We start from the raw sequence: 19,001 nt of genomic DNA, 5'->3' as shown, positions 1-19,001 counted from the left end.
CTCGCAATGACGTTATAATTTTATCAAAATAATTTATGCAAAAATTAATTATTCACGGCGGTAAACCTCTTAAAGGTAGTATTAATATTAGCGGTGCTAAAAATGCCGTGTTACCTATTATAGCAGCGTCTATTCTTACCGATAAACTGCATATTACTAATGTTCCAAAGTTAACGGATGTTAGTACTATGAAAGATTTGCTAAGAAGTCACGGGGCAGATATTGAAATATTAGAACATCAAGATGAATTTGAGCTTATAATTAATACCGGAAATATAAATAACTTTACCGCAAATTATGAAATAGTTCGTAAAATGAGAGCATCGATTTGGGTTCTTGGTCCTTTGCTTACCAAATACGGTAAAGCAAGAGTGTCGCTTCCGGGTGGTTGTGCTATTGGAGCAAGGCAAGTAGATTTGCATATTGCCGTATTAAAAGCTATGGGAGCTACGATTGAAATAGAAGACGGTTATATTAATGCTTCAAGTAAAGGACGCTTAAAAGGTACTCATTTTGTTTTTGATAAAGTTTCCGTAGGTGCTACGATTAATGCAATACTTGCAGCTGTTTTAGCAGAGGGAGAAACCGTGCTTTTTAATTGCGGTCGAGAGCCGGAAATAGTTGATTTATGTAATTGCCTTATCAAAATGGGAGCCGATATTGCAGGTGTCGGCACTAGCGAAATAACAATTAAAGGTAAGGATTCTTTAAATAAAGCGAGCTATAAAGTACTTTCTGATCGTATTGAAGCCGGTACTTATATGTTTGCGGCAGCTATTACTAAAGGTGATGTAAAAATTTGTGGGATTGATTACCATATTATAGAAAATATAGCTTTAAAACTTATTGAAACGGGTATAAAAGTTGTGCCGATCAATAACGGAGTCCAAGTAACTTATGAAGGGAAGTTAAATTCAGTTGATTTAGAAACTAATCCCTATCCTGGCTTTGCTACTGATTTACAAGCACAATTTATGAGCCTTATGACGCTTAGTAGCGGTGTTTCAATGATCACCGAGAATATTTTTGAAAATCGTTTCATGCATGTCCCTGAATTATGTAGAATGGGAGCAGATATAGTAGTACGAGGTAATAAGGCGGTCGTTCGAGGTGTAGAAATGTTAAAAGGAGCGGAAGTTATGGCAAGCGACCTTAGAGCTTCGGTATCGCTAATACTCGCCGGTCTTAGTACTAATAGCAAAACCGTATTACACCGAATATATCACTTGGATCGTGGCTTTCAAGATTTAGAAAAAAAATTAAGTAATTGCGGTGCGGATATAAAAAGAGTATAATATAGGTATTGTACCGTCATTGCGAGAAGAATTACAACGTAATTCGACGAAGCAATCTCAGGATGTTTGACGAGATTGCCACGCAGCCTACGGCTGCTCGCAATGATGCCTTACATAACTTTATTTTTAACGGAGAAAATTATGGCAAGAATTACGGCAGAAGATTGTAATAAAATTATACCGGATAGGTTTCGGCTTGTTGTACTAGCAACAAGATATGCTAAATTATTAAATTATAAAGTAGAAACTAATCAAATCAAAAAAGAAAAGCGTGATAAACCTCCTGTTATATCATTACGTAGAATTGCTGCCGGAAAAGTATCGGTAGAACAGTTAGAACAAGACTTAATAAATAGTCTGCGTACAAGAACTATGATAGAGCCGCTTGTTAATCAAGATGAATTAGAAGATGTAGAAGAAAAATTTGAGTATTTACCTGAAGTTTATATCGGGGAAGATTATTCTGATTTAGATGATCAAATCTTTATTGATGAGAATGGCGAAGATTATGAAACCGATAAGTAAATGCTTATCGGTGTCGGTACTGATATGGTACAAATTCCTAGAATCGAAAAAATATTACATTTATATCCGGAACTTTTTGCTAAAAAAATTCTAACTTCAAAGGAGTTAGCACAGTTTAGTTTATTGGACAAAACAGGTCATGCTGTATTTTTAGCAAAGCGTTTTGCTGCTAAAGAAGCTGTAAGTAAAGCCTTTGGAGTTGGTATAGGTCAAGGTATAAATTTAAAAGATATTACTATACTAAATGATAATTTGGGCAAGCCTATAGTAGAAGTTAGTTCAAACTATACAAACAAACTCCCGCCTTTTAATATTCACCTTTCTCTTTCTGATGATTATCCTGTATGCGTAGCGTTTGCTGTGATTGAGGGCGATTTATAACGTCATTCTTGGTGAGAGATATTTGCGTGACCTATTGTCATTCCCGTATGGTATTGTTGCGTGGACCTGTTTATCCGTCATTGCGAGGAAAAACTGCAAGTTTTGACGAAGCAATCCAGTAAAAATGCTAATTAATAGCATTTTTTTAATTATTTTCTGGATTGCCACGCTCCTTTCAGTCGCTCGCAATGACGATTCAGGTGTCCATGCAACAAGACCTCGCAGGAATGACATTAAAAGTGAATGATATTAAATAAATTACGATCCGGCTTTGCTGTCTGCTTTAGGTAACAAGATTTTTAAATCGGCTTTAGCTTCTAAATCAGAAATATATTTCTTTAGTACTTCTGCAGCTAATATATTATCAATAGTTACTTTTGCTTCTTCTTTTGTTGGAATAGGCACAGGTTTTTTCTCAAGCACTTTGATAATATGCCAACCGAAATCGGTTTTTACAGGAGTTGAAACTTCATTTACTTTTAAAGCAAAAGCTTTCTTCTCAAATTCCGGTACTAACTGTCCAGGTTGATTTAGTAGAATGTAACCTATAACTCCGCCGTTTGAAGCTGAAGCTTTATCAAGAGATGATTTTTCTGCAAGCTTAGTGAAATTTCCGCCTTTGCTTAATTTGGTCTTTATATCGTTAGCTTCTTTTTGGGATTTAACTAAAATATGAGCAACTTTTATTTGCTCTTTACCTTTAAGATTACCGACATATTTATTATATTCGTCATCAAACATCTTATCTGTAATACTAGATTTTATATAATTTGCTAGTAATTCTTGTTGAGCTAATTGATTTTTTGCATTTTCAAGTTTTTCTTGGAATTCTTTAGAAGAAGTAATATTTGACTTAGCAACTTCTTCTTTTAACAAAAGATTATTAACATAAATTTTTATTAATTTTTCCTGATCTTGCGGTGGAAAATCATCGAAATTTTTGATTGTTTCACCTGATTGAAGATTAAGCTGAGGCTTAAATTCTTTCATAATTTGCGATTCTTTTACTTCACCGCCTTTATAGGTAGCAACTACTTTGTCTTTATCGGCAAAAGCAATACCGGAAAGCATGCTAACTGATAAAAATATAACAGATAATTTTTTCATTTATGACTCATAATTGTGTTAAACATAAGCTTAAATTTTATAAAAATAATATATAACCGTCAACAGCTATTTGAGAATATTTTATTTATTAATAATAATTTACAAAAATTATGTAGTAAATTTATATAGCACTATTAACAAAAATCGCCTATATTTTAAAATACATAGTACTGGACACTTCTTTATTCGATGTCATTCCTGCGTGGTGTTGACTCTGTTGCATGGATCGGTTTATGTCATTCCCGCGTAGGCGGGAATCTAGGGTAAAGCGAGATAAGTCGAGCTTTAAAAAAAATATTTAAGATCAAGATTTTATTCAAATAAAGCTTAAAAGGCTTTAAAGTACTGGATCCCCGCCTATGCGGGGATGACACCTAGGGCGTTTTTTCGAGCCATGTGGGTAATGATATTGAGGTCTTTTTATAAAAACTGCCTCGTACTATAAATTTTAAATACAAAATTATTATTTAAGGATTTTAATGCTTTCTATTTTAAAAAAACTTTTCGGTACTGCAAATGATCGTACTGTAAAAAAACTATTTGCCGAGATTACGAAAATTAACTCGCTTGAGCCTGCTATACAAAAATTATCAGATGAGGAGTTAAAGAATAAAACTGTAGAGTTTAAAGAAAAGCTTAAAAACGGAACTACTTTAGACGATATAGTATATGAGGCGTTTGCGGTAGTTAGGGAAGCGGCTAGAAGAGTTTGCGGTATGCGTCATTTTGATGTTCAGCTTATAGGGGGGCTGATACTACACCGAGGCATGATTACCGAAATGCGTACCGGCGAGGGTAAGACCTTAGTTGCAACGCTTCCTGCTTATTTAAATGCTTTAACTGGAAAAGGTGTACATGTTGTAACTGTGAATGATTATTTGGCAAGCCGTGATTCTGCTTCTATGGGTAAAATTTACAACTTTTTAGGTTTATCGGTTGGATGTATTGTTGCCGGTATGCCTGATGAAGCAAAACGAGCCGCCTATAATGCCGATATTACTCATGCAACAAATAATGAACTCGGTTTCGATTATTTAAGAGATAATATGAAGTATAGCTTGCAGGAGCGAGTACTTCGTCCTTTTAATTTTGCTATCATCGATGAGGTTGATTCGATTTTGATAGATGAAGCAAGAACTCCGCTAGTTATCTCAGGTCCGGTTAATGATAATTCGGAATTATACGGTAAAATTGATAAAATTGTACGCCTGCTTAATGCAAGTGATTTTGAAAAAGACGAAAAATTAAAAACTATCAATTTAACGGAAACCGGTATTACACATATAGAATCACTTTTAAGTAAAGAAAATATTATAAAACCTGATACTGGTTTATATGATTTTGAAAATTTAACTTTAGTGCATTATGTTAATCAAGCTTTAAGAGCTCATAATATGTTTACTGTTGATGTAGATTATTTGGTGCGTGAAGGTAAAGTAATGATTATCGATGAATTTACCGGTCGTGTAATGGAGGGGCGTAGATATTCGGAAGGGTTACATCAAGCATTAGAAGCAAAAGAAAACGTGAAAATTCAAAATGAAAACCAAACTCTTGCATCAATTACTTTCCAAAACTATTTCCGTAATTATCCTAAATTATCAGGTATGACCGGTACGGCTATGACCGAAGCACCTGAATTAAAAGACATATATAATCTCGATGTGGTTGCAGTTCCAACCCATAATAAAGTTACAAGGCTTGACCTTGATGATGAGATTTACGGTAGTAAAAAAGAAAAATATGATGCTATATTAAAGCTGATTAAAGATTGTTACGATCGTGGTCAGCCTATACTTGTCGGTACGATAAGCATAGAAAAGTCAGAAGAGCTTTCAAGCGTTTTAAATAAAGAAAAAATCCCTCATAAAGTTTTAAATGCCAAATTTCATGAGCAGGAAGCTTTTATTATTGCTCAAGCAGGCAGGTTTAAGGCAGTAACGATTGCAACTAATATGGCAGGGCGAGGTACTGATATTATGCTTGGCGGTAACCCTGAAATGTTAATAGAGCAGCTGGATAAAGAACATAATTATGAAGCTAAAACAGCTGAAATAAAAGCTCAAATTGCCGAAGAAAAGAAGCAGGTTATTGAAGTGGATGGCTTATTTGTGATAGGTACGGAAAGGCATGAAAGCCGTAGGATAGATAATCAGCTAAGAGGAAGGTCGGGTAGACAAGGTGATCCAGGAAAAACTAAGTTTTTCTTATCGCTTGATGATGATTTAATGCGTATTTTTGCATCAGATCGTATATCAGGAGTTCTTAGAACACTTGGATTGAAAGATGGAGAGGCTATCCACCATCCGATGATTAGTCGTTCACTTGAGAAAGCTCAGCAAAAAGTTGAAGAACATAACTACGAGATGCGTAAAAATTTATTACGTTTTGATGATGTAATGAATGACCAACGTAAGATAATATACGAGCAACGTACTGAAATTATTAAATCTAAAGATAGTCACGGTTTCTTAAATAGTACTACTGAGGAACTCGCTAAAAAGATAGTATTAACTTTTATGCCGGTAGGCTCTTATAGAGAAGATTGGGATATAGAAAATTTAAGCGTAGAATTGCATCGTGTCTTTTCTATGAAATTTGATCATAATTTAGTAAGTAAAAATGACGTAACGGAAGAAGAAATCACGAAAATCGTTATACAAACGGCTCATGATATATATAAGTCAAAAGAAGAAGCTTATAGTAGTGAGTTAATGCATAATGCCGTGAAATATATTTTACTAACTACTCTTGATCAAGTTTGGAAAGATCATTTATATAGCTTAGATCATTTAAGACAAGGCATATCGCTTAGAGCTTATGCTCAAAAAGACCCTCTTAGCGAATATAAAAGAGAAGCATTTAACTTATTCGAGCAGATGCTTAATAATTTAAAAGAATTATTTATTCAAACAGTATATCACTTCCATATCGATTTAAAACATATTCAAAAAGAAGATGTTTCGCTTGAGCATAAAAAACTTCAGAAAAATATGCGAGAAAGTCGGGAAGATCCGGCATTTAGGAAATATAATGCAGGAAGTAGCCTTGAGACTGACCTTAAACCAGTCGTATCACGCATTGATCCTAAAGATAGAAATCCTGATGATCCTACTAGCTGGGGGAGGGTATCTCGTAATGAGCTATGCCCGTGCGGTTCAGGCAAGAAATATAAATATTGTCATGGTGCAAATGAATAGATGAAAACCTATAATACCCTACGATTTTTACTCTATGTCCTTCCCACGAGGTGTTGCCTGCGTGGATACTCGAACCGTCATTGCGAGGAGCGAAGCGACGTGGCAATCCAGAAAATAATTAAAAAAATTCTGACTTACAGAATTTTTTACTGGATTGCTTCGTCGAAACTTGCAGTTTCTTCTCGCAATGACAAAAAAACATCCTCGCAACAATGTTTCGCGGGAATGACATAAGAGTATTATAATGAAAACCACTTTACCTGAACGTTCCCTAAAAATCCAAGCTAGGCTTAATTTTATAGTGCAGCAAATTTTAGATATTGCACAAGATAAAATCGCTATGATTATCTTGTACGGTTCTTTTGCGAGAGGCGATTGGGTACGTGATTTACCTAACGGTTACCATAGCGATACCGATATTTTGATAATTCTGAAGAAAAGTAAATATAAAGGATATACTGCTTTAAGGTTAGAAGATAATATATATAAAAGGTTAGAAAAAACAGGAGTAATAAAACCTCAGATTATCCCGTATGATTCAGAGATATCTATAATCCTAGAGTCAATAGAAGAGGTAAATAAGCAGTTGGAGATAGGGCGTTATTTTTACACGGATATAAAAAAAGAAGGAATTCTTTTATATGATAGCAAGGAATTTACACTTAGCGAAGCTAAAGATTTACCTTGGAGCGAGATGAAAGAAATTGCTAAAGATTATTATGAAGAGTGGTTTGATTTTGGAGCAGGATTTCTTATAGATTCTAAAAATAATTTAGAAAGAAAAAGCCTTAGACATAGTGCTTTTTATCTTCATCAAGCTACCGAAAGTTATTTTATTAGTTTTTTCTAATTATAAACCAAAACTACACGATATAAAGAAATTAGGGAGCAGAGCAGCAAATTATAATAGCGAGTTATTGCAAGTATTTCCTATAGCAACCCAGAGCAAAAAGAATGTTTTGAGTTGCTTCAAAAAGCATATGTTGATGCGAGATATGATAAAAACTATAAAATTACTAAAGAACAGCTTTTATACTTAATTGAGAGAGTAGAAAAACTGAAAGAAATCACCGAAAGAATTTGCTTGAAGCGAATTGGTTAATGAGCATTGCTAACTAAAGAGAGATATGTCATACCGTGGCTTGTCCACGGTATCCAGAAAAACAACTAAAAATATCAATAATATTGATATTTTTAACTGGATCCCGTGAATAAATCACGGGATGACATCGAGCTTTTTATTATTATCTCTCTTTAGTTAGCAATGCCGGTTAATGCTTATCAAATTGTGTTGACAAAAGGCATGCAAAATTTCATAATACTAACTATAATATGCAGAAACAATATTATTTTGAATTTAATCAAGACAAAAATATTACTTTATTGAAAGAAAGAGGGGTAAGTTTTGAGCAGATAATTACTTTAATAGAGCAAGAAGATTATGTGTTAAATATACAAAATCATCCTAATCAAGATAAATATCCAAATCAAAAAATATATATAGTTGAGATAGATAGATACTGTTATTTAGTACCGTGTGTTATAAAGGAAGATAAAGTCTTTTTAAAAACAATTATTCCAAGTAGAAAAGCTACTAAAGAATATATAAAAGCTAAAGGTAAAAACTATGAAGAAATATAAATTAACAGAGGAAGAGCAAGAAATATTAGATTATTTTGAAAAAGGTGAACTTGTAAAACTACCTGAAGAAGAGCTAAAAAAGCAAAAGGAGATAGCTAAAATTGCAGCTGCTAATTTTTTAAAAAAATCAGAAAGAATTAATATTAGATTGCCGTTACATGATTTGAATCATATAAAAAGAGTGGCAGCACAAGAAGGAATACCTTATCAAACTCTTATTGCTAACGTTCTACACAAATACGCATCCGGGTATTTAAATTTAGTTAACGAGTAATTTCTTTATGTAGAATATGATAAAGGAACTATTAAAGTGTAATTTAACTCTTGTAAATCGATATGGTTTTGAAAATGTTTTAAAAGAAGCTATCTCCCTTTGATAGAGCGGATGTAGTAAAGGGTTTAAATGAATTACGGGTGGTATCTACTACTGAATTATTTTCAGCATCTTCAAATAATGCAATAAAAGTTGCTAACTGGCTAGTTAAAGCAAAAAAAGCAAACGTTAATATGTGTTGTGATGTTTTTAAGGACACTCCTTTAAATACGGCTGCACGTTATGGACATTATGAAGTGGTAGAATATCTAATAGCAAAAGGGGCTGTAGTAAACGGTTACGACGGAGCTTTGCTGGGACCGCCTTATATGAAGCTGTAAGCGGTAAGTACTTGAATGTAGCAAAACTATTACTTGAGAAAGGAGCTGCGGTTGATCAAAGAAAATCCGGAGAAACACCTTTACATGCGGTTGCTAAAAACGTTCGGTGTACTTCTAAAGATATTAAGGATGATGAAATATATAAGCTGTTATTATCATATGGTGCTAATATCAACGCAAAAGTAGAATTTAGAGGAGTAGGGTTTAGTATATATGACGGAAAAACAATATCAGAAATAGTAGAATTTAAAATAGCATTAGTCGGTGAAAGTAAATAATAACAATTTTCTATAGATACTAGACGGTAGTTATTGACAAGTTTAGGAAAAAATTTTATATTATTCACAAGTTTAAGAAAAAGTTAATAGTGTATGTCTAAAGCTAAAGCAAAAACAGCTTCCAAAAATAACCCGACTTCTAGGGAACAGGCTAAAGAATATTTTCATAACGGTCAGAAAATCAAACCGGTAAAGCTTATTGCTGCTCAAAATTCTTTTCTAGCTGCTGAATATGAATCTTCCGGAGATTTAGTTGTAGGAAGTAACGGTCAGCCATTGCCTTGGGGATTAGTTAAAAGCTTATCTTAATTACTTACAAACAATATATCTTCTACACAATCGGGGGCATAGCTCAGGGGTAGAGCATCTGCTTTGCACGCAGAGGGTCAAGGGTTCGATTCCCTTTGCCTCCACCAGTTCCTATAAGGGTTTTAGAGCTTTTTGAAATTTAGCAAAAACTTTGAATGCTCCTTTTATGTTCCAAAATAATGGTATGGACCTACCCTATATACAGAATGAGAAGCAGAAGCTAATCTTCTAGGATAGGAAATGAATCCTAAACAACAATAAGGAGGTCCATATGGAAGTTACCACAATTGGTATAGATATTGCAAAAAGAATTTTTCAAATTCACGGTGTAGATAAAAATGGTAAGACAATATTAAAAAAAAAATTAATGAGAGAGCAGGTTATAACTTTTATGGCTAATTTACCAAGAAGATGTCTAGTAGGCATGGAAGCTTGCGGTGGTTCTAGCTATTGGGCAAGAGAATTAACAAAATTAGGTCATAATGTAAAACTAATGGCTCCACAATTTGTTAAGCCTTATGTTAAAACTAATAAAAATGATCAAGCTGATGCAGAAGCAATATGTGAGGCAGTAGCAAGACCTAATATGAGGTTTGTGCCTATCAAAACTGTAGAGCAACAAGATATTTTATTTATTCATAGGGTAAGACAGAGATTGGTAAAAAATCGTACAGCTCTTGTTAATGAGATCAGGGGATTATTACATGAATTTGGTTTTGTTATTCCGCAAGGAATCAATAAGATTATGACAAAATTAACCGAAATTTTAGATGAAGGGGATTTAAGTCAGCTAAGCTATCGAACGTTTAGTGAGTTAAAAGAAGAATTTCTAGAGAATGATAAAAAAATAAAAGAATTAAATTAATAGATTCTAATCCGGAATATGCGAAAGAATGATAATATTGATGGTAAATAAGACGAACCTTAGCTTACAAAAAAACTGAACTGGACAATGACTCTTTAGAAGTCGACAAAATGATAAGTAATATAGTTTGTAAGCCAGCGAATTCCATCAGGGCTATAGGGTAAATTTAAAGTGATTTATTAACTATAAGCCGGATACATGACTGCATTCGATTTTTTTGCTGTTATATATTATTTTTTTCTTGCATTATCAGGTAGGTCCATACATGTCTAATTTTTGTATTAAATCTCTTTTAAATTCCGAATTTTAAATATCATCAAAAAAACTAACTTTGTATATTCCTTAAAGCAATCTCAATTCATTTATTCATACTTTTAGTTAAATTTCTATTGCATTCTTAACACTCCTTATTATTATCTTGTCTATAAGCTCATTTTTAACAAAATATTAAAATTTATAGAATTTAATAAGGAGTAGACTATGAAAGAATTAATAAAGTATCTAAGAGATAGGGGATTGGTTGAGGAAGCACTTTTGTTGAGTAAAGGAAGCCATGTTCTTAATCTTTCATACAATAAAATGGATAAGCTAAAAATAAAAGAGGTAATGGAATTTTTAAAAACTAACACTATTATTACTACTCTTAATCTTTTCATGAATAAAATAGATAATATAGAAGCAGTAGAGATAGCTGAAGCTTTAAAAATTAACAGTACACTCACTCATCTTAGCTTTGGTTGCAGTAATTTCAGTATAACTAGCAGTAACAGCATAGAAGATAGAGGGGCTAAGGCTATTGCCAAAGCATTAAAAACCAACAATACTCTTACTTATCTTGACCTTAACCTTAATGGTATAGGGGATCAAGGGCTAATAGAACTAGAGGTAGCTTTAGTCATTAATACTACACTTATTTATCTTGATGTTGGATGGAACAGGGAAAAAAATACAGGATACTATGCAAAACAAGAAATTAAGAAATATATCCAAAGAAATAAAAACATAGCAGAGAAAAAAGCAGAAACTTTAAATGCGGAAGGCAATAATTTATGTAGTCAAGGGAAATACAGTGACGCTATAGAAAAATATACAATAGCAATAAAAATTATGAAATCTTTACATAAAGAAAACAAATTATATGAAAAAAATAAAATAAATGTGGAAAAGAAATATGAAAAACAACAACAGAGCCTAAAATTACAACAAACAACTTCGGTTATAAATGAGAATAAGCCGGCAGAGATAAAAGATTTACCTAAAGAAGCAGAAAAACAAGATATAACTCAAGAAAATCTTATAAGTTCAGAAGAAAATATTTATGAAGTACTGGCAAGGATGAACAATAAATTAGAAAATATCAATAATATTAGCGAAATAGACAAGGAAACATTACAAAATAATATAATGAACAAAGTAACAAAATTAGGTAGGAATAAACCTAATCTGCAAAAAACAGTTAAGAGTATACAAGATATTATAGATAGCGATAAAATTACTAAAGGAAAGCTAATTGATTTGGAAAATGAAATTGAGGAAACAATACAACAGCAAGCTATAATAAATGAGAATATACGTATAGATAAGTTAAATATATTTAAGCAAATAGTAGAAAAAGTAAATATTAACGTAGAAAATAATACAAGTAGCAATAAAGCAGAAATGCAAAATATTATAAATAAAATAATAAACGATGTATCGAGCTTAACAAATTCATATGATATAGAAAAAATAACGGCTAGTATGGAAGAGCTTACTACAGGAAGAGTTACAAAGGGCAAACTTATAGATGTAGAAGATAAACTTAATGAAATTATATTAGAACAAATAAATAAAGCTGCAAATAAAGTAATAACGTGGGCAGTAAAGGAAATAATTTACGACAAACCACTTTTAAATCATCCGAAGCTATTACAAGCTGCCGTAGATAGTAAACTAAGCCCTGATTTAATTCATGAAGCAATTAATAATAATGATGAAGAGCTTATTTTAGCCGGGCTAATGAGTATGGGGTATGATGTAACAACAACCAACTAAAGGACAGGGGCAATTTACGAAAGTGTTACCACAACAGACGGAACTGCCTATATTGATGCTAAAAAAGGTTACATTATAGGCGGGACTATTTCTGCAAAAGAATCAGTTATTATAAAAACTTCTCATTCACTCGAGATATTACCGTTACCGTTATATAACGAAGTAATGCTTGCCGGAGGAATGAATACTAATGCAATTAAAGAAGTTATAAGCCGAATTAATGCCGGAACTATTGATATAGATGCCGGTAAGGCAGCTACGTTTGTTGGAAGCTTACTTAAAGCTGCAAACGGTAGCATTAAAGCTGATGTGCTGCATTTACTTAATAGCTCTGCTGAAATAGTAACGCAGCAAGGGAGAATAAGAGAATTAGTGGGTTGGGTAGGAAAAAGTCCAAATGAAAATAATCTACCGCAAAATGTTAAAGAAGAACTAGCGATAATCACTTATAATTTAAGTAAAAAATTAGAGAGTCATCCTGAATTAATAGAGACTAGATTAGCTAGGGCATTGCTTATGCCGCCACCACCGCTTATAGGATTGAGTGGGCAACCTATGTCATATAGCGATGTTGGGGCTGCATTACTACAGAATAGTCCGAGTTCTTATTCAACAAATATAGTAGAAGATGCCTATTTAAATAAACAAATTACCCCTTTACTTATCATACTTGATAAACTTGGTTTACTTGAAAAAGCTATCAATATAATCTATCACTAGATAAAATAAATCAAATAAAGATATGACTGATCAAGTAAAACAAAATCAAATAAATAGTGCTGCTTGGGCTGCTTGTGATACTTTTCGAGGTGTGATAGATGCAGCAAATTATAAAGATTACATATTAGTAATGCTATTCTTTAAATATATTTCAGATGTTTGGCTAGCACATTCAAAAGAATATGAAGAAAAATATAAAGATGAACCTTTAAGAGCCAAACAACAATTAAAACGAGAACAATTTGTAATACCGGAAAATGCAAATTTTTATGATATCTTTATAAAACGAAATGAAAATAATATCGGTGAACTTATAAATGAAGCTTTAGATCAAATAGAAGAGAAGAATTTTACTAAATTAGAAGGAGTATTCCGTAATATCGATTTTAACTCGGAGTCTAATTTAGGTAAGACCAAAGAACGAAATCGTCGTTTAAAATTGCTGTTAGAAGATTTTAACAAGCCGGAATTAGATTTAAGTCCTGACAGAGTCAGTGAAGATATTATAGGCGAATGTTATATTTATCTAATATCACGCTTTGCTTCAGATGCAGGCAAAAAAGCCGGTGAATTTTATACTCCTACTGCCGTATCAACTTTGCTTGCAAAGCTTGCTGCTCCAAAGCCCGGCAACATAATTTGTGATCCGGCTTGCGGTTCAGGTTCACTTTTAATTAAAGCAGCTAAAGAGGTAGGTAATCATAATTATGCACTTTATGGTCAAGAAATGAATAATGCAACATGGGCATTAGCAAAAATGAATATGTTTTTACATATGGAAAGCGGAGCACATATTCATTGGGGTGATACACTAAATCATCCGGCATTAATTGAAAACGATAAGCTTATGGAGTTTGATATAGTTGTTGCGAATCCACCTTTTAGTTTAGAAAAATGGGGGCATGAAAACGCAACTAATGATGAATATGAACGTTTTTGGCGTGGTATTCCTCCTAAAACTAAAGGAGACTATGCTTTTATTCTCATATGATTGAAACTACTAAGCCGCATAGTGGGCGTGCTGCTATAGTAGTACCGCACGGCGTATTATTTCGTGGGGGAACAGAAGGTTTAATTCGTCAGCGTTTAATCGAGGAAAATTTATTAGATGCAGTAATTGGGCTGCCTGCTAATCTTTTTACCTCAACTAGTATTCCTGTAGCTATTTTAATATTTGATCGCTCAAGAGAAATAAGAGGGAAAAACGAACAACGAAAAGATGTATTATTTATCGATGCTAGTAGCTTTTTTAAAGCAGGTAAAGGGCAGAATTTTTTAGAAGACGAGCATATTAATAAAATTGTTGATACTTATAAAAATAGAAAAACTATTGAAAAATATTCTCATCTAGCAAGTAGAGAAGAAATTCATGAAAATAAATATAATTTAAATATTTCCCGTTATATTGATACATACGAGGAGGAAGAAGAAATTGACATTGCAGAACTGCAAAAAGAAATTCAACAACTCGAAAAAGAGCTAGTAAATATACGCTCACAGATGGATGCTCACTTAAAAGAGCTTGGAGTTGATGTATGAGTTTAGAAGCGGAAATGATGCATAAGGATTGGAAAAATCGATTATTAAAAGACTGTATTATAGGAAAAGGTTCTTATGGTGCAAATGTAGCTGCTCTAAGTTATGATCCTTTGTTACCGAGATATTTACGTATTACCGATATCGATGAACAAGGTAATTTAATCGCTCGTAATACTAAAAGTATAAATCTTGCAGATGCGAAAAGTTATTATTTAGAAAAAGGCGATATTGTTTTTGCACGTACTGGTAGTGTAGGAAAAACTTATTTACATAAATCTAATAAAGTTATAACGTATGCAAGTTATTTAATTCGTTTTCGTCCAAATCAAAAAATTATTCTACCGGAATATCTTTTCTTGTTCACTCAATCTAATGAATATAGAATTTGGATCAAAAAAATTTTACGAAGTGGAGTGCAATCAAATATAAATGCTGAAGAATACTCAAATTTACCTATTTTAATTCCTCCTCTCCCTGAACAACAAAAAATAGCTAATATTTTGCGTGTGTGGGATGAAAGTATAAAGATATTAACAAAATTATAATATAATTGCTAGAGATATCTTTAGTACCCTGGCAAAGGAAGAAAAGTGGCAAGTTGTTAAACTTTCTAGCATAGCTACTATTCGTAAAGGAAAACAATTAAATCGCCTGATATGAAAGGCGGTATTTATCCTGTTTGGAATGGTGGTGTAATTCCTTCAGGCTTTACGGATCAATGGAATATGGAAGCAAATACTATTATTATTAGCGAAGGTGGTTCGTGTGGTTTTGTAAATTTATGTAAGGAAAAATTTTGGTTAGGCGGACATTGCTATTCAGTCACTAATTTAGCTGCTAATTTAAATAAATATTTTTTATTTTTTCAACTCAAACAAAATGAGCCTAAAATTATGCGGCTAAAAACAGGATCAGGTTTGCCGAATATTCAAAAACCCTCTATTGAGAATTATATTGTATATATACCTTTGCTTGAGCAACAAAACCGAATTGCAAGTTATCTTAATAGTTTGTGTTCTGAGTTAGAAATACACAAAAAAGAGCTTGAGCTTATAAAAAAACAAAAACAAGGATTAATACAGAAGTTACTTACCGGCGAGTGGCGTGTGTAGGTAGATACGTATACGTAAAAATTATAATTTGCAGCAAAAAAGAATTAAATTATCAGTTAAAATTTATTTACAGGTAGGCTCTAAATTTCAGATTTGATAGCAAATTTACTAGGTAAATTATCTTTACGGTTAACTTACTTAGAAATCATAAAGAAATTTAGAAGTGATTAAAAGTATGCTTTCAAATAATAACAAATCGAATATCAACGAAAAACACCTTTCTCATTTACTAGCCGTGAAAGCATTAATAGCATTCGGCTATAAACTGCTTACTCAACAAGAACTAAAGATAGAACGAGGTAATCCTCACAACATATTGCTAGAGAATATATTAATCGAAAAAATTAAAGAACTTAATAAGAATAAAATCAACTCAGATGATAAGGATGCAAAAGAGGCTGTGCGTCAGCTTAGAGATATTAAAAATTGCGGTTTAATAAAAACTAACCAAGAGATATATGATTTACTAACTTTAAGTGCAAATATTAAGAAAGATTCTAAAAGCTATAATTTACAATATATTGATTGGCAAGAACCTAAGAATAATACTTACAATATTGCTTTTGAAGTAGCTGTAAAAACCAAAATGAATACTGAACGTATATGCGATATTGTATTATTCGTTAACGGCATACCTTTTGTAGTAATTGAATGTAAATCGCCTACCGAGTCCTTAGATCAAGCTATATCTCAGCATATACGTAATCAAAAATCAGATGAAATACCGCATCTTTTTCATTATGCTCAATTATTAATCGCTATAAATAAAAATGAAGCGAAATATGCTACCGTAGGCAGCTCAGATAAATATTGGAGTATTTGGCGAGAAGAGGAAGAAAAAAAACAAAATATCAATATTATACGTAATCTAATTAACAAACCTTTAACTGAAGAGGGCAAAAATCCTCTTTATTCAGGTGCTTTTGCTAATTGTAGAAATTATTTTGATAAACAACAATTAGTAGGTAGTATAGAACCTACCGAACAAGATAAAGTACTTTATGCTCTATGTCGTCCTGAAAGATTACTTGATTTAGTTAAAAATTTTTGTGTTTTTGATAATAACGTAAGAAAAATAGCTCGTCATCATCAATTTTTCGGCACTCATGCAACTATAAAAAGGATAGGGCAACATGATGGGAATATTAGAAAAGGTGGAGTAATATGGCACACGCAAGGTACAGGCAAATCTTTAACAATGGTAATGATTGCCAAATTTCTACTAAAATCCGCTAACCTGACGAATCCACGTATCATAATTATAACCGATAGAGTTGAACTTGACGGGCAAATTGAAAGTACTTTTAAAGCTTGCGGGCTTGAACCTAAACTTGCAACTACATCGGCAGAGCTAATTAAATTAATTAGAAGCAATGTATCTATTATAACTACGGTAATTAATAAATTTAAAATAGTTCTTGAAGATTATTGTAGAGATTCTAACGATAATATCTTTGCTCTTATTGACGAAGGTCATCGTACTCAATACGGTGATTTAGCAGATAACATGCGAACTATTTTGCCTAACGCTTGTTAATAGCATTTACCGGTACACCGCTTTTAAAAGAGCAAAAAAACACTATGAGAAAGTTTGGTGGGCTAAATTCATAAATATACTATAAAAGATGCGTTAAAAGATAACATGATCATACCGTTATTTTATGAAGGGCGTATTATTCAGCAATATCTTGAAGATGAATCATTGCTTGATAAATATTTTGATATGATTACTAACGGATTAGATAAAGAAGAAAAAGCAGCTTTGAAAACAAGATTCAGTCGCTCAAAGATGCTTTCTCAAACAAAGGAAGCTATTTATGCAAAAGCATTTGATATTTCAACGCACTATTTAAAAACGTTTAAAGGCACGGGTTTAAAAGGTATGTTAATAGCTCCTTCTAGATTAATCGCTGTTCGCTTTACAAAAATTTTAGATTATATAGGACAGGTGAGTTCTGAAGTTGTTATATCTTCTACTGATGACCGTGAAGGTTATAAAGATATTGAAAGTGAAAATGAAGTAGATAAATTTTTAAAAAACATGAGGGAACAATACGGACTAAAATTTAATAATAGAATTATTAAAAAATTTAAAAGTTCTGGTGATCCTGAAATTTTAATTGTAGTTTCAAAATTACTAACCGGTTTTGATGCACCGCGTAATGTCGTTATTTACATATGCAAAGAATTAAAAGAGCATAATCTTTTACAGGCAATTGCTCGTGCAAATCGTCTATTTGAAGAAAAAGGGAAAATTAAAGAATACGGTTACATAATTGACTATGTAGGGTTATTGAATCAATTAAAACAAGCACATCAATTTTATAACAATTACGGTTTAAACAATTTTGATAGAGAAGATTTAGAAGACGCTATATTTTTTGTAGATGATAAGTTAAAAGAACTTTTTCCGTTACTGCAAGAAATTAAAAATATTTTTATAAATGTGTCTAACGATTTAGATTCTGAACAGCTCGAACAGCATTTAGCCGATGAAACTATACGTAATAAGTTTTATTTCTTGTTGAATAAATTTAAAAATCTGATGTCTATAGCTTCTAACTCTAATAAATTATCTGAGGTTTCTTCAAAAGAACTAAAGAATGAATTAAAGAGATTTAATAAGCTCAAAGAGATCGTGGAAAAGCGTTACAAAGAAAAACCGGATAAAAAAATATATACCACTCAAATCACAAAATTGCTTGATGAGCATGTTATTGTCGGTAATATTACTAAAACTGAAGCGGTTAACATTTTTGACGATGAAATGTTTGAAAAATTTATCAAAAGAACAGAAATCGCAGTCATGGATATGGTTAATCAAATACAAGATACTATTAAGGATTATATCAATATCGATCCTGCCTTTTATCAAAAATTTTCTACCCTTATAAATAACACAATCATACAGCATCATAATAAACGTTTATCGGATAGTGATCTTTTAAAAAATAAGAGCTGAACTTAAAAAAGACGTACCAAGTGAATTAAGCAACAACAAAACAAAGCTAGTTTTTTACAGAAAATTACTTAACTTTTTACAGGATAAAACAAATCAAAATCAGTGTAAAAATGCCATTCAAATTGCTCGTGATACCTATGACATCATTAAGCAGAAAACAATTGTTCATTGGACAAAAAACACTAAAATTTTAAATGAAATGAGAAATTCGCTAGATGATTATTTTTTTGATGTTGTTGAGAAAAAAATTGGTATCATTTTTAAGCCTGAAGATTTAAACGAAGTCGTGGAGAGTTTAATTGATTTTGCTAAAGAGCATGAAGCTAAATGATTTAAATAACACAAATAGCGAATATTGTATAATCCGCTATTGTAGAAT

At 32.2% G+C, this 19,001-nt stretch carries 18 protein-coding genes, 1 tRNA gene and 4 pseudogenes; 22 read left to right on the top strand and 1 reads right to left on the bottom strand.

The features are described 5' to 3' along the window. The first annotated feature begins 35 nt into the window (after window positions 1-35). The 4 genes from murA to BN1174_RS12180 all read left to right on the top strand — a co-directional run bounded on the left by murA (window position 36) and on the right by BN1174_RS12180 (window position 2,448). The gene (murA, locus tag BN1174_RS01410; RefSeq protein ID WP_040255942.1) at window positions 36-1,295 is read left to right on the top strand and encodes a UDP-N-acetylglucosamine 1-carboxyvinyltransferase; all 1,260 of its coding nucleotides are present in this window, start codon (window positions 36-38) and stop codon (window positions 1,293-1,295) included. A 141-nt stretch (window positions 1,296-1,436) separates the two neighbouring features. Continuing rightward, the gene (rpoZ, locus tag BN1174_RS01405; protein WP_040257851.1) at window positions 1,437-1,820 is read left to right on the top strand and encodes a DNA-directed RNA polymerase subunit omega; all 384 of its coding nucleotides are present in this window, start codon (window positions 1,437-1,439) and stop codon (window positions 1,818-1,820) included. Further along, complete coding sequence (gene acpS / locus BN1174_RS01400; protein ID WP_040255940.1) at window positions 1,821-2,201, top strand: holo-ACP synthase; 381 nt, start codon at window positions 1,821-1,823, stop codon at window positions 2,199-2,201. A 124-nt stretch (window positions 2,202-2,325) separates the two neighbouring features. Further along, the gene (locus BN1174_RS12180; protein WP_269378720.1) at window positions 2,326-2,448 is read left to right on the top strand and encodes a hypothetical protein; all 123 of its coding nucleotides are present in this window, start codon (window positions 2,326-2,328) and stop codon (window positions 2,446-2,448) included. 11 nt (window positions 2,449-2,459) lie between these two features. Here the strand turns inward: BN1174_RS12180 and BN1174_RS01390 are convergent, their stop codons facing one another. Continuing rightward, window positions 2,460-3,308, bottom strand: coding sequence for a foldase protein PrsA (locus tag BN1174_RS01390; RefSeq protein WP_040255936.1), 849 nt, complete (start codon window positions 3,306-3,308; stop codon window positions 2,460-2,462). Between the two features lie 479 nt (window positions 3,309-3,787). On the opposite strand from BN1174_RS01390, the gene secA reads away from it, so the two are divergent. The 18 genes and pseudogenes from secA (at window position 3,788) to BN1174_RS12175 (ending at window position 18,953) form a co-directional block, all read left to right on the top strand. Continuing rightward, window positions 3,788-6,508 (top strand): preprotein translocase subunit SecA, encoded by a 2,721-nt coding sequence (gene secA, locus BN1174_RS01385; RefSeq protein ID WP_040255933.1) that lies wholly within the window; start codon window positions 3,788-3,790, stop codon window positions 6,506-6,508. Window positions 6,509-6,752: 244 nt separating this feature from the next. Beyond that, on the top strand, window positions 6,753-7,358 hold the full coding sequence (locus BN1174_RS01380) for a nucleotidyltransferase domain-containing protein (RefSeq protein WP_231555727.1): 606 nt from the start codon (window positions 6,753-6,755) through the stop codon (window positions 7,356-7,358). A gap of 114 nt (window positions 7,359-7,472) precedes the next feature. After that, window positions 7,473-7,610 (top strand): hypothetical protein, encoded by a 138-nt coding sequence (locus BN1174_RS11355; RefSeq protein WP_231555726.1) that lies wholly within the window; start codon window positions 7,473-7,475, stop codon window positions 7,608-7,610. A gap of 230 nt (window positions 7,611-7,840) precedes the next feature. Beyond that, a complete protein-coding gene (locus tag BN1174_RS01375) occupies window positions 7,841-8,149 on the top strand; it encodes a BrnT family toxin (RefSeq protein WP_040255931.1) in 309 nt (102 codons plus the stop codon). Then, window positions 8,136-8,423, top strand: a complete 288-nt coding sequence (locus BN1174_RS01370) for a CopG family antitoxin (protein WP_040255928.1) — start codon at window positions 8,136-8,138, stop codon at window positions 8,421-8,423. Before BN1174_RS01375 ends, BN1174_RS01370 begins: the two co-directional genes overlap by 14 nt. 140 nt (window positions 8,424-8,563) lie before the next feature. Next, on the top strand, window positions 8,564-8,803 hold the full coding sequence (locus BN1174_RS07715; protein WP_052454714.1) for an ankyrin repeat domain-containing protein: 240 nt from the start codon (window positions 8,564-8,566) through the stop codon (window positions 8,801-8,803). Further along, window positions 8,728-9,081 (top strand): ankyrin repeat domain-containing protein, encoded by a 354-nt coding sequence (locus BN1174_RS01360; RefSeq protein WP_331370585.1) that lies wholly within the window; start codon window positions 8,728-8,730, stop codon window positions 9,079-9,081. Before BN1174_RS07715 ends, BN1174_RS01360 begins: the two co-directional genes overlap by 76 nt. Window positions 9,082-9,174: 93 nt before the next feature. Beyond that, window positions 9,175-9,390, top strand: a complete 216-nt coding sequence (locus tag BN1174_RS01355) for a hypothetical protein (protein ID WP_014412567.1) — start codon at window positions 9,175-9,177, stop codon at window positions 9,388-9,390. Between the two features lie 32 nt (window positions 9,391-9,422). Next, window positions 9,423-9,497 (top strand) — tRNA-Ala (locus BN1174_RS01350). A 164-nt stretch (window positions 9,498-9,661) separates the two neighbouring features. Further along, a pseudogene (locus tag BN1174_RS01345) lies at window positions 9,662-10,249 on the top strand (IS110 family RNA-guided transposase); the annotation flags it as partial. 486 nt (window positions 10,250-10,735) lie between these two features. After that, a complete protein-coding gene (locus tag BN1174_RS08295; RefSeq protein WP_082022252.1) occupies window positions 10,736-12,289 on the top strand; it encodes a leucine-rich repeat domain-containing protein in 1,554 nt (517 codons plus the stop codon). Between the two features lie 180 nt (window positions 12,290-12,469). Next, window positions 12,470-13,009, top strand: coding sequence for a hypothetical protein (locus tag BN1174_RS01330; protein ID WP_156138431.1), 540 nt, complete (start codon window positions 12,470-12,472; stop codon window positions 13,007-13,009). Window positions 13,010-13,031: 22 nt separating this feature from the next. Next, window positions 13,032-14,548 (top strand): annotated as a pseudogene (locus BN1174_RS12925) (type I restriction-modification system subunit M). Next, entirely contained in the window at window positions 14,545-15,093 is a 549-nt protein-coding gene (locus BN1174_RS01320; RefSeq protein ID WP_052454713.1) for a restriction endonuclease subunit S, read from the top strand. Before BN1174_RS12925 ends, BN1174_RS01320 begins: the two are co-directional and overlap by 4 nt. A gap of 96 nt (window positions 15,094-15,189) precedes the next feature. Next, a complete protein-coding gene (locus BN1174_RS01315; RefSeq protein ID WP_331370584.1) occupies window positions 15,190-15,660 on the top strand; it encodes a restriction endonuclease subunit S in 471 nt (156 codons plus the stop codon). Window positions 15,661-15,835: 175 nt separating this feature from the next. Then, window positions 15,836-16,399, top strand: a pseudogene (locus tag BN1174_RS12555) (type I restriction endonuclease); the annotation flags it as partial. Beyond that, window positions 16,382-17,932: pseudogene (locus BN1174_RS12920) on the top strand (HsdR family type I site-specific deoxyribonuclease); the annotation flags it as partial. The pseudogenes BN1174_RS12555 and BN1174_RS12920, both read left to right, overlap by 18 nt. Before the next feature lie 889 nt (window positions 17,933-18,821). Continuing rightward, window positions 18,822-18,953 carry a hypothetical protein gene (locus BN1174_RS12175; protein ID WP_040257839.1) on the top strand — a complete coding sequence of 44 codons (132 nt, stop codon included), beginning with the start codon at window positions 18,822-18,824 and terminating at the stop codon, window positions 18,951-18,953. The last annotated feature ends 48 nt before the right edge of the window (window positions 18,954-19,001 follow it).

It is taken from the genome of Rickettsia hoogstraalii, assembly GCF_000825685.1.
Taxonomy (GTDB): Bacteria; Pseudomonadota; Alphaproteobacteria; order Rickettsiales; family Rickettsiaceae; genus Rickettsia; species Rickettsia hoogstraalii.
Note: the sequence above shows the minus strand (reverse complement) of the source record. Positions and strands in the feature narration are given on the sequence as shown.